This is a genomic window from Frankia casuarinae (genome assembly GCF_000013345.1).
GTDB classification, from domain to species: Bacteria; Actinomycetota; Actinomycetes; order Frankiales; family Frankiaceae; genus Frankia; species Frankia casuarinae.
This window is the reverse complement of record NC_007777.1, coordinates 915,750-929,252: the sequence shown is the minus strand read 5'-3', so window position 1 is coordinate 929,252 and position 13,503 is coordinate 915,750. Positions and strand designations below refer to the sequence as shown.

The window sequence follows — 13,503 nt, the reverse complement described above, 5'->3', positions numbered from 1 at the left end:
TAACGTGGAAGTCGATCGTGCGCGTCGCCAGCGGTCGTGCTCCATCCGGAACGTCCGGGTGTTGTCCCCCATCCCGGGGAAGTGCGACGATCGCCCGATCATGGCATCCGTCACGGGTGGGAAGGAGGCGCCATGGGCAGCGAGGATCTCGTCTGCGCGCGCTGCGCCGGACTAGTGGTCGAAGGCCGGTGTCCCACCTGCCGCGCCTCGCGCGAGTATCTGCGCCAGAACTTCTTCCAGATGTCACCGCAGGTGATCGTCGCACTGATCGCAATCGTGATGCTACTGGCGGTCCTCGCCGCCCGTCACGTCTCCTGAGCCCGGCCACGCTGGGACCGCCCCGACGGTACCTATCACGCCTGCAAGTCGATCACGTAGCGTAACCACATCTCCGATTACGATGACCGCGGGAGAACTGATCGCGGCTTCGGCCGCGAGCTGGGCGATATCCACCAGGGGCCCGATGATAATCGTCTCATCGGCTGTCCCGCCAGCGTGGATCACCGCGGTCGGAGTCTCCGGCCGGCGGCCCCGCTTCACCAGCTCGTGACTGATCTCAAAGAGTGCCCCGACGCCCATCAGCACGACGACCGTGCCCGGACCGGTAGCGAGCGCGTCCCAGTCGGCAGTGGAACCGGGATGCGAAGGATCGATGTGGCCGCTGACGACGGCCACGTCCTGGGTGATGCCCCGGTGGGTCACCGGGATCCCGGCGAGCGCGGGGACCGCGACGGCGCTCGTCACCCCGGGGACGATCTCGCAGGGCAGGCCGGCCGCGGCGCAGGCCAGAGCCTCCTCGCCGCCACGACCGAAGACGAACGGATCGCCGCCCTTGAGCCGGACGACACCGAACCCGCGCAGTCCCCGATCGACGACCACCGCGTTGATCTCGTCCTGGGTCAGGTTGTGACCGTGCGGCGCCTTGCCCGCATCGATGATCTCGGTACCGGGTCGCACCTCGTCCAGCAGTTCACGGGGAGCCAGCCGGTCGACCACCACGACATCCGCAGCTTGGAGCAGCCGTAGACCGCGTACGGTGATCAGATCCGCCCGCCCGGGACCGCCACCGACAAGGGCCACCCATCCGCCCGGGGCTGTCTGCGCACCGGTCATCTTCGTCCCCTCCCGCGTCGGCTTTCTCCCAGTGTGCGGCCTGACCAGCCCGTTCGGGGCCGATCACCGTAGCCGACCGTTTCGGCTGATCGCCCGACTGATCGCCTCAGCTGACCGGCCGGGCCGCCGCGACGGGGCCGACCAGCACCCGACCGTCCTGCACCTGCACCGGGTAGACGGGGATGCGCACCCCCTCGGCATCGAGGCACTCCCCCGTCGCCAGGTCGAACGCCTGCTTGTGCAACGGCGAGAAGACCACGGCCCGGTCTCCGCGGGAGCCGACGAGACCCCGGGAGAGCACGTTGGCCAGGCCGATCGGGTCGGCGTTGCCGACGGCGAGCACGGGACCGTCGCTCAGCCGGAAGATGGCCACTTGGGCGCCGTTGACGAGCGCGGCCACGCCGCGATCGGGAGTCAGATCGTCCAGGGCACAGATGTCGGTCCAGATCATGGCGGCCTCCAAATCGTCCGTGATGCGCCTACTTGCCTATCCAGAGGCTTTTGTGTCCGTTTCGTCCCTCTGGATAGGCAAGGAGCCTGGATAGGCAAGGAAACGGTCAGCCACCACGGGTAGCGTGGCACCGGCGATGAGGGCCGCCCGCTCGGCCGGGCGGGCCGGCCGGGGCTGGCCGCGTTCGAGGACGTGGATGACGTCGGGGTCGGCCCCCTCGGGGGCGTTGACGAACGAGGCGAACCGGCGCAGTGCGACCGGATCGGCCAGCGTCGTCTTCCACTCGTCCTGATAGGTCGCGACGTGGTAAGCCATGGCCGTGTCAAGCTCGGCGCAGATGCCCAGCGAGTCGTCGACGATGACCTCGCGGACATGCCCAAGGCCGCCGTCGAGGCTCTCCACCCACGGCGCGGTGCGCTGGAGGCGATCGGCGGTGCGCACATAGAACATCAGAAAACGGTCGATGTAGCGGACGAGCGTCTCGGTGTCGAGGTCGGAGGCGAACAGCTCCGCGTGCCGGGGCCGATGACCGCCGTTGCCGCCCAGGTACAGGTTCCAGCCCTGCTCGGTGGCGATCACCCCGACGTCCTTGGACCGCGCCTCCGCGCATTCCCGGGCACAGCCGGAGACCGCCATTTTGATCTTGTGAGGGGATCGCAGGCCGCGGTAGCGTAGCTCCAGGTCGACGGCCAACGTGGTGGAGTCCTGTACGCCGTAGCGGCACCAGGTCTCCCCGACGCAGGACTTCACCGTCCGCAACGCCTTGCCGTAGGCGTGTCCGGACTCGAGTCCGGCGTCGGTCAGCCGCTTCCAGATCTTCGGCAGCTGCTCGGCCCGGGCGCCGAAGAGGTCGATGCGCTGCCCGCCGGTGATCTTCGTATAGAGGTTGAAGTCCCGGGCCACCTCGCCAATCAGGATGAGCGTCTCGGGCGTGACCTCGCCGCCGGGCAGCCGGGGGACGACCGAGTACGTGCCGTCCTTCTGCATGTTCGCGAGCAGGTGGTCGTTGGTGTCCTGCAAGGCGGCCTGCTCGCCGACTAGGACGTACCCGTTGTAGAGGGAGGCAAGAATCGAGGCCACCACCGGCCGGCAGACCTCGCAGCCCCGGCCCCGACCGTGCTCGGCGATCAGCTGCGAGAACGTCGTGATCCCCCGCACCCGGACGATCTCGAACAGTTCGGCCCGGCTGACGTCGAAGTGCTCGCACAGCGCCTTCGACACTTCGAGGCCCGCGGCGGCGAGCTGCTGGCCGAGGATCGTCCTGAGCATCGGCACGCAGCTGCCACAGCTCGTGCCCGCGTTGGTGCACCCCTTGATCCCAGCGACGTCGGTAAGGCCATTCGCGCTGATCGCGGCGCAGATCTGACCGTGGGTGACGTTGTTGCACGAGCAGATCTGCGCCCCGGCGGAGAGCGCCACCCCGGCCCCGGAGCCGCCGGCCCCGGCGACGTCGCCGGCCGGCAGGATGAGCCGCGCGGGATCGTCCGGCACGACCCCGGCGGAGCCGACCATGGCCCGCAGCGTTCCGTACTCCCCCGCGTCGCCGACAAGGATGCCACCGAGGACGCTACGCGCGTCGTCGGAGAGCACCAGCTTCTTGTAGACCTTGGCCACCGGGTCGGCGAACGTGATAGGCAGCGCACCGGGAGTCGTCCCGAAGGCGTCCCCGAAGCTCGCGACATCGACGCCGAGCAACTTGAGCTTGGTCGACATGTCGGCGCCGGTGAAGGTCGCGTCGCCGCCAAGCAGACGGTCCGCGACGACCTCGGCCATCGCGTATCCGGGCGCGACCAGCCCGTACACCCGTCCGGCCGCCAGGGCGCACTCGCCGACGGCATAGATGTGCTCGTCGCTGGTGCGGCAGCCCTCGTCGACGACGATGCCACCGCGATCCCCGACGTCGAGTCCGCACTCGCGGGCCAGAGCGTCCCGCGGGCGGATCCCCGCCGAGAACACGACGACGTCGGTGTCGAGGCCGGCCAGCCCCTCGGGGTGACGGGCGAAGACCATTCGGGCGACCCGCCCGTCGGCATCGGCCTCGATCCGCTCGGTGGCCGTGTCGGTGTGGACGCCGATCCCGAGCCCGGTGATGTGGGCTCGCAGTGTCTGCCCGCCGGCCTCGTCGACCTGGGCCGGCATCAGCCGGGGCGCGAACTCGACGACGTGGGTGGCCAACCCCAGGCTACGCAGCGCGTTCGCCGCCTCCAGGCCGAGCAGGCCGCCACCGACGACCACACCGGTCCCGGTCCGGCTGCCGCGCGCCGAGGCGGAGATCGCATCCAGGTCCTCGATCGTGCGGTAGACGTGGCAGCCGGTGGCCTCCCGGCCGGGTACCGGTGGGACGAACGGGTAGGAACCGGTCGCAAGCACCAGCGCGTCGTACCGGTAGGTGCGGCCGGCACCGGTGGTCACCGTCCGGGCGGCCCGATCGACGGCGACGACCGGTTCACCGAGACGCACTCGCAGCCGGGGGTGCTCAAGGAATCCGTCCTCGACGAGGCTGAGGTCCTCCGCGGTGGCCCCGGTGAAGTACGCCGAGAGGCCCACCCGGTCATAGGCGGGCCGAGGTTCCTCCGCGAGGACCGTGACATCCCATCGCCCCTCGACGTCGCGGTCCCGCAGCGCCGCCAACAACCGATGCCCCACCATGCCGTGGCCGACGACCACCAGTGATCGAGAAGACATCCGCGCACCACCCGCACGTCCGAACCGATGGGTGCCGGTCCGAACGGGCACCCGCTACGGCCAGAACCGTACGAACCCAGGATGTCAACGCTGACTCGAAGTCAGGTCGGTCCGGCTACAAGGCATGCACTCCACGACACGACGGGATGTGAGATGCCCGACGAACGCTCGATGCGGACGTCGTGAATACGCAACGGTGCCGGTTAACACCGGCGTTGCACACCGGCAAGCGCGTGGACATGGCCGTGTCCGATCCTGCGGTGACCGGGGGATCGGCGCGGGACCCCAGCCCAGGAGGTAGCCTTGTGACAATCCGTAGTCCAGGGCGGCCCGACGCTGGCGACCGGTCCGGCGCACCCGGGACCGCCGGAACACCCGAAACCACCAGCCCGCCCGAAACCACCAGCCCGCCCGAAACCACCAGCCCGCCCGAAACCACCAGCCCGCCCGAAACCACCAGCGCACCCGGGATGTTCCCGGCGTCGGCGACATCGAGGGAGCCGGCCGTCAGCGCCGCGCTGCCACCGCTGCTCGGCTTCACCGTCGGGGTCACGGCCGCGCGTCGCCGCGACGAGCTCGCGAACCTCCTCGAACGGCGCGGAGCCCGGGTGGTCCATGCCCCGGCCCTGCGCATAGTGCCGCTTGCCGACGACAGCCTGCTGCTCGCCGCGACCCGGGAGTGCCTCACCCGGCCGCTGGACGCGGTGATCGCCACGACGGCAATCGGCTTCCGCGGCTGGGTGGAGGCCGCCGAGGGCTGGGGGCTCGGCGAGCGGCTGCGCGACCGGCTGGACGGCGCCCGGCTGTTCACCCGCGGGCCGAAGGTCACCGGCGCCGTCCGGGCCGCGGGGCTGACCGAGTGCTGGTCGCCCCGCTCGGAATCCGGCGCCGAGCTCGTCGCCCATCTGCTCACGGAGAACCTGGCCGGGCTGCGCATCGCGGTGCAGCTACACGGCGAGCCATTGCCAGACATGGTCGAGGGACTGCGCGCGGCGGGTGCCGAGGTCGTCGAGATACCGGTGTACCGGTGGGAACCACCGGACGATCTGCGGCCGGTCCGCCGGATGGTCGAGCTCATCGTCACCGGCGGGGTCTCCGCGGTCACCTTCACCAGCGCGCCCGCCGTGGTGAGCCTGCTACGGATCGCCCGGGAGATGGGACAGTTCGACGAACTGCTGACCGCGCTGCGTGGCGAGGTACTGCCCGCGTGCGTGGGTCCGGTCTGTGCCGCCCCCCTCGAACGGCAGGGCGTGGCGACGGTGACCCCGGACCGGTTCCGGCTCGGAGCACTCGTGCGCACGCTGTCCGACGAGCTCCCGCGTCGCCGGGTGCGGACCGTCGAGGCCGCGGGGCACGTGCTGCGGGTCCAGGGCGGGGCAGTGATCGTCAACGGCGAGCCGGTGATGCTCGCACCCAGGACCGCGGCAGTCCTCGACGCGCTGACCGAGCGTCCCGGCCGGGTGCTGTCCCGAGCCGAGCTGCTGCGCCGGACGGGCACGGCCGGGCTGACCGACGAACACGCGGTCGAGATGACCGTCGCCCGGTTACGCACCGCGCTGGGACCGGCCGGCTGCGCGGTCGAGACCGTCATCAAGCGGGGCTATCGGCTCGCGGTCGTGTGAGAGAGCACGCGGTAACCGCCGGGCCCCGGACTCCAGTTTCCCGCGCCCCCGTCGTCAGGCGCCTCGGCCGAGCCGCCAGCGCGCCGCTCGATATGTCCGCCACCCCGACTGCAGTCCTCGCCGGACGCTGAGCAGGGCGTCGCGATGCCCCTGGGAAACGAGCCGAAGGATGTCGGCCGCCCCAGCGGCCCGATTGACGATCAATCGGCTGATGGCGAACCGGGACAACGTCGGTTGATGAATGCGGTATCCGACCTCACAGGCTGATTCGAACCCGGCGGCCGCGACGACATGGCGCACCGCCGCACAGTGATAACCGAAGGGGTAGCAGAAGCTGTCCGGACGCCGGCCGGTTCTCTCCTCGATCAGCCGCCGGCTGGCGGTGACGTCGTACCGCGCCAGAGCGGTCGGCACCACGTCGAGCTCCAGATGACGGTGACCGTGCGAGCCAAGCTCGATGCCCTCCCCGGCGAGCGCGGCGAGGTCGGACCAGTCCAACAGGGGGAGGTTGCGCTCGGTGTAGCCATCCAGCCAGGTGGCGCGCCGGCCGACGAAGGCGGTCGGCACATACAGGGTAGCGCTGGCCCCGATCGCCCGCAGAGCGGGCACCGCGGTGGTGACGAAGTCCTCGAAGCCGTTCTCAAAGGTAATCACCACCTGGCGGCGGGTGGGATGTGCCAGCGCGTCAGTGAGACCGGTGAGGTGGTAGCCGCTTTCGACGAGGGCCTCGAGCTGCTCGGCGAAGGCACCGGGAGGGACCTCCCAGCGTCGGAAGTCCGCACTCACCGAATCACCGACGCCGTGGTACATAAGGACGGGCAGGGGCATCGTGGGCGCACCCTCGAACACGCCGCCTGCGGCGCCGGACGCCGCAGGCGCCAGGGAGGTCACGGCGTTCCCGTACCGGCGAGACTGGCCATCTTGCCCGGATTTGCACCGTTATTTCCACACATATACATGCGTGCATTCGTGTGCAGGGACACAGACCGCACTCCCTCCGCGACAGCGGTTCGCAATTGTGAACGACCAGGTGACACGGGCGTACATCCCATCGGGTGAAGCAGTAGGCGGACCAGATCAAGACACCGAAACTAAAAAATCGAACGGTCCGCGAACTACCCGGAACTCTACACGTGTATACCCGGCATGCCAATGGCGTCAGGAGATCCGGTGGAGTCCTTCCCCGACGCCGGGCCGGGCCGAGCCGCCGGCCGGGCCTACGTCACACCGACGTTCCCACCACGGCCGGATCTTTGTCTTTTCACCGTCCGTTCCCCGAGAGGCAGGCGACATTCGGATGCCGTCCCGGAAACGGGGGATCTCCAGACCCCCGAACCCCCGGAACTCCGAACCTCCGGAACTCCGAACCTCCGGAACCGGAGCGCCGGGCGCCGGGCGCCGGGCGCCGGGCGCTCATCGTCTCGCCGGGCCACGAGCGCCCGGACGGTGCGGCGAGGCTTGCCCGCTCAGTCCGGAACCAGACACATCCCAGGCGTCGACAAAAGCTCCGAAGAACCCTCTCACGCCTGGTTCTCAACCGACCGCCGCCACCGGATCTCCGCGTCGATGAAATCATCGAGCTCGCCGTCGAGAACACCGCTGGTGTTCGAGGTCTCGGTGTCGGTACGCAGATCCTTCACCATCTGGTACGGGTGGAGGACATAGTTACGGATCTGCGATCCGAAGGAGACGTCCTGTGGCCCGCCGGTGATGCGCTGTTTCTCCGCCGCCTCCTCGGCCCGCCGCCGCTCCAGGAGCTTCGCCTGCAACACGATCATCGCGGCGGCCTTGTTCTGGAGCTGGCTGCGCTCGTTCTGACACGTCACCACGATGCCCGTGGGCAGATGCGTGATGCGGACCGCGGAGTCGGTGGTGTTGACCCCCTGCCCACCCGGACCGGACGAACGGAAAATATCGATACGCAGATCCTTGTCGTCGATGTCGACGTGGTCGGACAGCTCGACGACCGGGGTGACCTCGACCCCGGCGAAGGAGGTCTGCCGCCGGTTCTGGTTGTCGAACGGCGAAATCCGGACGAGCCGGTGCACCCCGTGCTCACTGCGCAGCGTCCCGTACGCATAGGGCGCCTTGACCTGGAAAGTTGCCGACTTCAGACCCGCCTCCTCGGCCTCGGAGGTGTCGAAGACCTCCGTGGCGTAGCCGTGCCGCTCGGCCCACCGCAGGTACATCCGAAGCAACATCGCCGTCCAGTCGGCCGCGTCCACCCCGCCGGCCCCGGCCGAGAGCTGCACGATCGCGTCCCGCTCGTCGTACTCGCCGGACAGCAGGGTCCGAACCTCGAGACCGGCGATGTCACTGGACAGCCTGGGAAGATCGGCTGCGGCCTCGGCGAGCAGATCCTCATCGCCGAGGTCCGCGGCGGCGGCGATGTCGTCAAGACGGCGACGCAGCCCCTCCACCCTGGCGATGTCCCCGCGCGTCGACGACAACCGGCGGGTGACAGCCTGGGCCCGGTCCTGATCGGACCAGAGGTCGGGGTCCGCGGCCTGACGCTCCAGATCCTCGGCGCGACGGCGCAACCCCTCCACGTCGAGAACCGTCTCGATGCCGGTCAACGTGGCATCCAGCTGTTTGATCTCCTCGGACAGGTCGACGGCCATGCTGTTCACCTTACCGGCGGCGCCCGGGGCCACCGCCACAACGGATCTTGTCCGCCCGGACGGGAGCCGGCCGAGTTCGCATCGGCGTCGCGCCGAGCCCCGACGGCATCCCCGCGACCTCCCGACGGCATCCCGACGGCATCCCGACGACGCCTCGACCGGGAAACATCATCGTGGCGAAACATGCAATGGCTCGACGACACGAGGATGAAACATTCGCGGGATGCCACGAGCATTTCGGCCAACCGACGCCCGCACTGCGGACAATCGTTACGGCGGCCCCGGGCGGTCAGGCGGTTCAGCCGTCCGACAACAACCTCCGACAACAACCGATACCAATCCCTGAAGAGACACGTACCACATCGCCGAGTGCGCACAACTCGACGCGTCCGCGGCCCCCAAACGATACCTTCGAAGGCGGCGCTTCGCGCACGAATACGTGAACGCCGGGTTTCGTCGGGACAGTGCGGCCCCGCGACCATATGGGTGTCGGCCATGGAGAGCCCGGATGCGGAGAGCTCGGACGCATCGACCGGTGCGCGCGTGTGCACCGGTCGATGTCGCCGGGACGGGACGAAGACTCAAGGACCGACCCCTACCACGGGAAACCGACCACTACCACGGGAAGAGGAGGAAGGCCGCCGTGAATAACCGGATCCGTCGTCCGAGCGATCGGATCACGCCGTTAGCGGCGGCGACTCACCGCCCCGTCGCGTGCCAGCGGAAGGCCGCGATCATTCCCGCAGGAGCACGGAGGGTCCCATCGTGTCGGAGGTCCCGGAGGTCGCAGACCGACGCTCTGTCCTGGTTGCCACCGGCCTCGCGGCGGTGGGCTCCGTGAGTCTGCGCGGCGACGCGTCCGGCCTGCACGAAGCCTGCATGGCAGCCCTGACCGCGACGGTCAGGGCCTACGAGACGTCTGATCTGATCACTACCACGTCCGCCCTGGTCTCGCTGGAGCGCACGACACAGACCGTGCCCCGGGAGCACCGGCTGCGCGGCCGGCCGGCGCTGGAGTGGATGCGGCTGCACGCGGCGGTCACGACGGTGGCTGCTGCCACCGCCTACGACCGCGGCAAACACTCCGACGCCGCTGCGCGGGCCGACCGGGCCGCGGCGCTCGCCCGGGCGGCCGGGGACGGGCCACTCGCCGCCCGCGCCCTGGCCCTGCGCGCCCGGGTGGTCCGCCCACACAGCCCGGCGGTGTCCTTGCAGATCGCCGGGGCGGCGGCGCGGATCGCGGGGCACAGCTCCACCCGGGCCCTCATCGCCGGGAAGGTCGTCACCAGCGCCTGTGCGGCGACCGGCGACCGGGCAGGCGTCCGGGACGCCGTCGCCAGAGCCTGGCAGACGATGGAACGGCTCGACGACACCGCCCACGGCTCGCCGGGTTTCTCGCTCGACACTTACTCCCCGGCGGATCTGGCCTTGGCCTGCGCCGAGGCCCTGACCACCGTCGGCGCGGCCGACGAGGCCACGCCTCACCTGGAACGCGCCTCGACGTTGATCACCGGCAGCGGCCAGACGGGCATGGTGGTCTCGGTGCGGATGGCGCAGGCCCGGGCCGCGCTGGCCCGGGAGGTCCCGGATCGCGACGAGGCAGCCCAGCACGCCGCTCAGGCGGTGGCGCTGTCCGCCGGGCGGCCGGCCGAATGGGTGGCCCGGCTGGTCCGGGACGTGTCGGATCTGGCCGAGCGCCGCACCGGCCACGGTCTCGACGATCTCATGGACGCCACCTCGACCTGGTTGCATCAGGGGTCGGAGGAAAGCCAACGGGTGACGCGCACGCAACCGGCGCGGTTCGGCGTTCCGGCGCCGGCCGGCGTCATGGTGCAGCGGGCTGGCGGACCACCGACTGTGCCTGCGCTCCGGCACGTACCGTGACCGGACCCACCCCGAGGGAGCCGACGACCGGAAGGTCGACCACACGCGTGCCCTCCACCTCCACCGTCGTCGCGTCGACGAGGGTGGAGGTGAGGATCGTGCGGCCACTCGGATCGGCCCGGCGCTGGTACTGATCGACGGTCGTGGCGATGTCGGCGAGGGGCAGGCGCTCGAAGGCGTCGGTGGTGGTGTAGATCGCGTTCTCGTCGATGCGCTGGGCAGCGGCCAGCGCGGCGCCGTCGGCGGCCGAGGCCACCGACCGACGAGCGAGGTAGACGGCGGACACGTCGGTCACAACGACCACCAGCATCGCCGCGACCATGAGATACCCCAACGTCAGCACGAGAATGGTCCCGCCGTCCGCGCGGTTGGTCCCGTCCGGGCGGACGACTCCGTCCGGGCGGACGACTCCGTCCGGGCGGACGACTCCGTCCGGGCGGACGACTCCGTCCGGGCGGACGACTCCGTCCGGTGTTCCGGTCGACCCCGTTACTCCGGTCGACCCCGTTACTCCGGCCGACCCCGTTACTCCGGCCGACCCCGTTGCTCCGGCCGACCCCGTTGCTCCGGCCGACCCCGTTGCTCCGGCCGACCCCGTTGCTCCGGCCGACCCCGTCCCGCCGCTGGTCACAGGCACATGTTTGGTCACGGGCACGCGTTCTCCTTGCTGACGCTCCTGCCGGAAGGCCGAACAGGCGAGGCCGGAAACCCACTGCCCCAGCAACCCTATTAGCAACCCTATTGTGGAAGAATAGCAGCCCCATTGCGGGAGAATACGGTCATGCGGCACTGATCCGCCTTACTACCGGAGTCATCGACCGGTTCCGCTCGATGGACGTCAACGGCGGCGCACTGATCGTGGGACACGTCGTGGCGAGCGTGCTCGCAATCTCGTCTCGACGGCGCTGGTGTTCGGCGTGGCCTTCGCCATCGGCTTCCGCTCGCCCGCGGGCCTCGGGCGGTGGCTCGCCGCTGTGGGCGTGCTGGCGCTGTTCGTACTCTCGCTGTCCTGGCTGCAGGGCTTCGCTCGTAACCAGCAGCCGCGTGCGGGTCAAAACCATCTTGCCGTACGGCGCGCGGACAAAGTACTCACCTCACCCCTGACGATCGCGTACACCTCTAGGCTCCGAACCCGTGCACCGGGAGACTTCCGCACCACGGATCCGATATCCGGATCTCACCTCGTCACGGCCGCGGACGATCGCGCGTCCGTCGGCCAGGTTCGCCGGCAGGCTCCTTTTCCCATACCCAGAAGGGGATCATCCAAGTGACCACGGCTGCCAAGACCACGAACGTGTTCGATTTCGCGCCCAATGACAGAACACTGCTCGACGCGGAGATCGCCGCTCTCGAGAATCTCGAGAGCGGCGACTTCAAGAATCTCCCGCCGGCGACCGTGGCAAAGTTCGGGGAACTGCGGGGGGCGGGGACCTTCACGGCGACCAGGATCCCCGGAGCCGATGCCGACGTCCAACTCGACGCCGGCGTGCTGGTCCCCCTCAAGCCGGGGCCGCACCCGGTTGTCATCATGCCGGCTCCGCTGGCGCCGACGGGATGGAAGTCGTATCCGGGGATGCTCCTGAACTTCGCGCTCAAGGGATATCTGGCGGTCGCGTACAGCGAGCGTGGGATCGCCGACTCCACAGGGAAGATAGACGTCGCCGGTCCGCGGGACCGGGCGGACGGCTCGGCCGTGATCGACTGGGTACTGAACACCTATCCCGACCGCGCGGATCAGGATCGGATCGGGTTCGCGGGGTCGTCCTACGGCGCCGGCCAGAGCCTGATCATCGCGGCGCATGACGACCGGGTGCGGGCCGTGTGCGCGCAGAGCGCCTGGGCCGATCTGGGCCGATCGCTGTACGAGAACGAGACACGACACCTGCTGGCGTTCGAGGAGCTCGCCAAGCTGTTCGGCGAGGAGAACCTCTCCGCCGAAGTCAGGGAAATCTTCGACGACTTCCGGGCGAATCGGAATATCGAACGGCTGCTGGAGTTCAGCGCGGTCCGTTCACCGGTTACCTATCTGAACGAGCTCAACGCCAGGAGGGTCCCCATCTTCCTCGGCACCTACTGGCACGAGACCATCTTCTCGGTACCCGCGGTGGTGGAGTTCTTCAACGCATTGATCGGTCCCAAACGTCTCCTGGTACTGATCGGAGATCACGGCGGCGACGAGATCAAGGGATTTCTCGGCGGCATCAGTCGTCCGACAGCGACGACCTTCCGCTGGCTGGACCGCTTCGTTGCCGACGAGGAGAACGGCGTGGAGAACGACGGCGACGTGCACACCGAGTACATGCACAACCTGTTCACGATCAAGAAGCTCGCCGACTGGGACTCGTACACGCTGCCGCCGCGACGCTACTACCTGAACGCGCCGCTGCCGGGGACATCGGACGGCTCACTGACGCCTCAGCCCAACTCCGGGTGGAGCCACACCTTCCGGGCCGGCACGGACACCCCAGCACTGATAGCCCCGGCCCTGGTAAAGACCGGCGTCCTCGAAAGACTGGGGGCTCCGATCGTGTACGAGACCTCGGAGATCTCCCGCGAGGACGCCGCGGTGTGGTCGACCGAACCGCTCACCGCACCGAGTCAGATCACCGGAACCGTCTCGGCGCATCTCACGGTCACCCCGTCCGCGAAGAGCGCGACGCTCGTGGCGCACCTGTTCGACGTCGACCCGGGTACCGGTAAGGCAAAAATCATCACCAGCGCGCCCTTCACCCTGCTCAACGACCGCGAGGGAGAGACGCAAACGATCGACATCCACCTACAGCCGGCCGACTACCGCATCACGCCGGGCCACCAGATACAGCTGGTCGTGGACACCAAGGACAGGTTCTTCGGCGACGCCACCGTCACCAACAGCAAAATCGAGATCTCGTCCACCGACGGCTCCTCGTCCTACCTGAACATCCCGCTCGACGAGATTCCGCTCGAGAACGACTAGCCGACCGGATCCCACGGCGCACGCCTACCCGGGTGCGGAACCGTGGTCGCGGTCCCGCACCCGGGCTCGCCCCCCGGGTGCGGGTCGGAAGGATCGGATCGCGCCGCAGCACGATGTGCTGGTCCATCGTGCGTCGTCAAGCTCGACTATGATTGCATCGTCCTCGACGGT

General features: G+C 69.1%; 10 protein-coding genes and 1 pseudogene. 5 read left to right on the top strand and 6 right to left on the bottom strand.

Going from position 1 to position 13,503, the window contains the following annotated elements; translation table 11 throughout:
- Positions 1–132 precede the first annotated feature (132 nt).
- Positions 133–318, top strand: coding sequence for a hypothetical protein (locus tag FRANCCI3_RS04005; protein ID WP_023839929.1), 186 nt, complete (start codon positions 133–135; stop codon positions 316–318).
- On the opposite strand, the gene cobA is transcribed toward FRANCCI3_RS04005, so the two are convergent.
- From cobA to nirB, 3 genes are all read right to left on the bottom strand, one after another.
- Positions 283–1,113 (bottom strand): uroporphyrinogen-III C-methyltransferase, encoded by an 831-nt coding sequence (gene cobA, locus FRANCCI3_RS04000; protein WP_011435249.1) that lies wholly within the window; start codon positions 1,111–1,113, stop codon positions 283–285. The two genes, FRANCCI3_RS04005 and cobA, sit on opposite strands and share 36 nt — an antisense overlap.
- A 106-nt stretch (positions 1,114–1,219) precedes the next feature.
- The gene (nirD, locus tag FRANCCI3_RS03995; protein ID WP_011435248.1) at positions 1,220–1,564 is read right to left on the bottom strand and encodes a nitrite reductase small subunit NirD; all 345 of its coding nucleotides are present in this window, start codon (positions 1,562–1,564) and stop codon (positions 1,220–1,222) included.
- 36 nt (positions 1,565–1,600) lie between these two features.
- Positions 1,601–4,249 carry a nitrite reductase large subunit NirB gene (gene nirB / locus FRANCCI3_RS03990; protein ID WP_011435247.1) on the bottom strand — a complete coding sequence of 883 codons (2,649 nt, stop codon included), beginning with the start codon at positions 4,247–4,249 and terminating at the stop codon, positions 1,601–1,603.
- Between the two features lie 470 nt (positions 4,250–4,719).
- Here nirB and FRANCCI3_RS03985 point away from each other — a divergent pair, with 470 nt between their 5' ends.
- Positions 4,720–5,871 (top strand): uroporphyrinogen-III synthase, encoded by a 1,152-nt coding sequence (locus FRANCCI3_RS03985; protein ID WP_011435246.1) that lies wholly within the window; start codon positions 4,720–4,722, stop codon positions 5,869–5,871.
- 54 nt (positions 5,872–5,925) lie between these two features.
- Here FRANCCI3_RS03985 and FRANCCI3_RS03980 read toward each other — a convergent pair whose 3' ends face one another.
- Positions 5,926–6,762, bottom strand: a complete 837-nt coding sequence (locus FRANCCI3_RS03980; RefSeq protein WP_011435245.1) for a polysaccharide deacetylase family protein — start codon at positions 6,760–6,762, stop codon at positions 5,926–5,928.
- Positions 6,763–7,391: 629 nt separating this feature from the next.
- A complete protein-coding gene (gene prfB / locus FRANCCI3_RS03975; RefSeq protein ID WP_011435244.1) occupies positions 7,392–8,492 on the bottom strand; it encodes a peptide chain release factor 2 in 1,101 nt (366 codons plus the stop codon).
- 765 nt (positions 8,493–9,257) lie between these two features.
- Here prfB and FRANCCI3_RS03970 point away from each other — a divergent pair.
- Complete coding sequence (locus FRANCCI3_RS03970) at positions 9,258–10,376, top strand: hypothetical protein (RefSeq protein ID WP_011435242.1); 1,119 nt, start codon at positions 9,258–9,260, stop codon at positions 10,374–10,376.
- Here the strand turns inward: FRANCCI3_RS03970 and FRANCCI3_RS27755 are convergent.
- A complete protein-coding gene (locus FRANCCI3_RS27755; RefSeq protein WP_049761044.1) occupies positions 10,318–10,725 on the bottom strand; it encodes a pilus assembly protein TadG-related protein in 408 nt (135 codons plus the stop codon). The genes FRANCCI3_RS03970 and FRANCCI3_RS27755 overlap by 59 nt on opposite strands.
- A 458-nt stretch (positions 10,726–11,183) precedes the next feature.
- On the opposite strand from FRANCCI3_RS27755, the pseudogene FRANCCI3_RS28930 reads away from it, so the two are divergent.
- Positions 11,184–11,392 (top strand): annotated as a pseudogene (locus FRANCCI3_RS28930) (ABC transporter permease); the annotation flags it as partial.
- 251 nt (positions 11,393–11,643) lie between these two features.
- A complete protein-coding gene (locus tag FRANCCI3_RS03955; protein ID WP_011435239.1) occupies positions 11,644–13,332 on the top strand; it encodes a CocE/NonD family hydrolase in 1,689 nt (562 codons plus the stop codon).
- The last annotated feature ends 171 nt before the right edge of the window (positions 13,333–13,503 follow it).

Bases quoted from the DNA above. Each gene is read 5' to 3' on its own strand.
- cobA (WP_011435249.1), bottom strand. From the start codon at position 1,113: ATGACCGGTGCGCAGACAGCCCCGGGCGGATGGGTGGCCCTTGTCGGT.
- prfB (WP_011435244.1), bottom strand. From the start codon at position 8,492: ATGGCCGTCGACCTGTCCGAGGAGATCAAACAGCTGGATGCCACGTTG.
- nirD (WP_011435248.1), bottom strand. From the start codon at position 1,564: ATGATCTGGACCGACATCTGTGCCCTGGACGATCTGACTCCCGATCGC.
- FRANCCI3_RS04005 (WP_023839929.1), top strand. From the start codon at position 133: ATGGGCAGCGAGGATCTCGTCTGCGCGCGCTGCGCCGGACTAGTGGTC.
- nirB (WP_011435247.1), bottom strand. From the start codon at position 4,249: ATGTCTTCTCGATCACTGGTGGTCGTCGGCCACGGCATGGTGGGGCAT.
- FRANCCI3_RS03985 (WP_011435246.1), top strand. From the start codon at position 4,720: ATGTTCCCGGCGTCGGCGACATCGAGGGAGCCGGCCGTCAGCGCCGCG.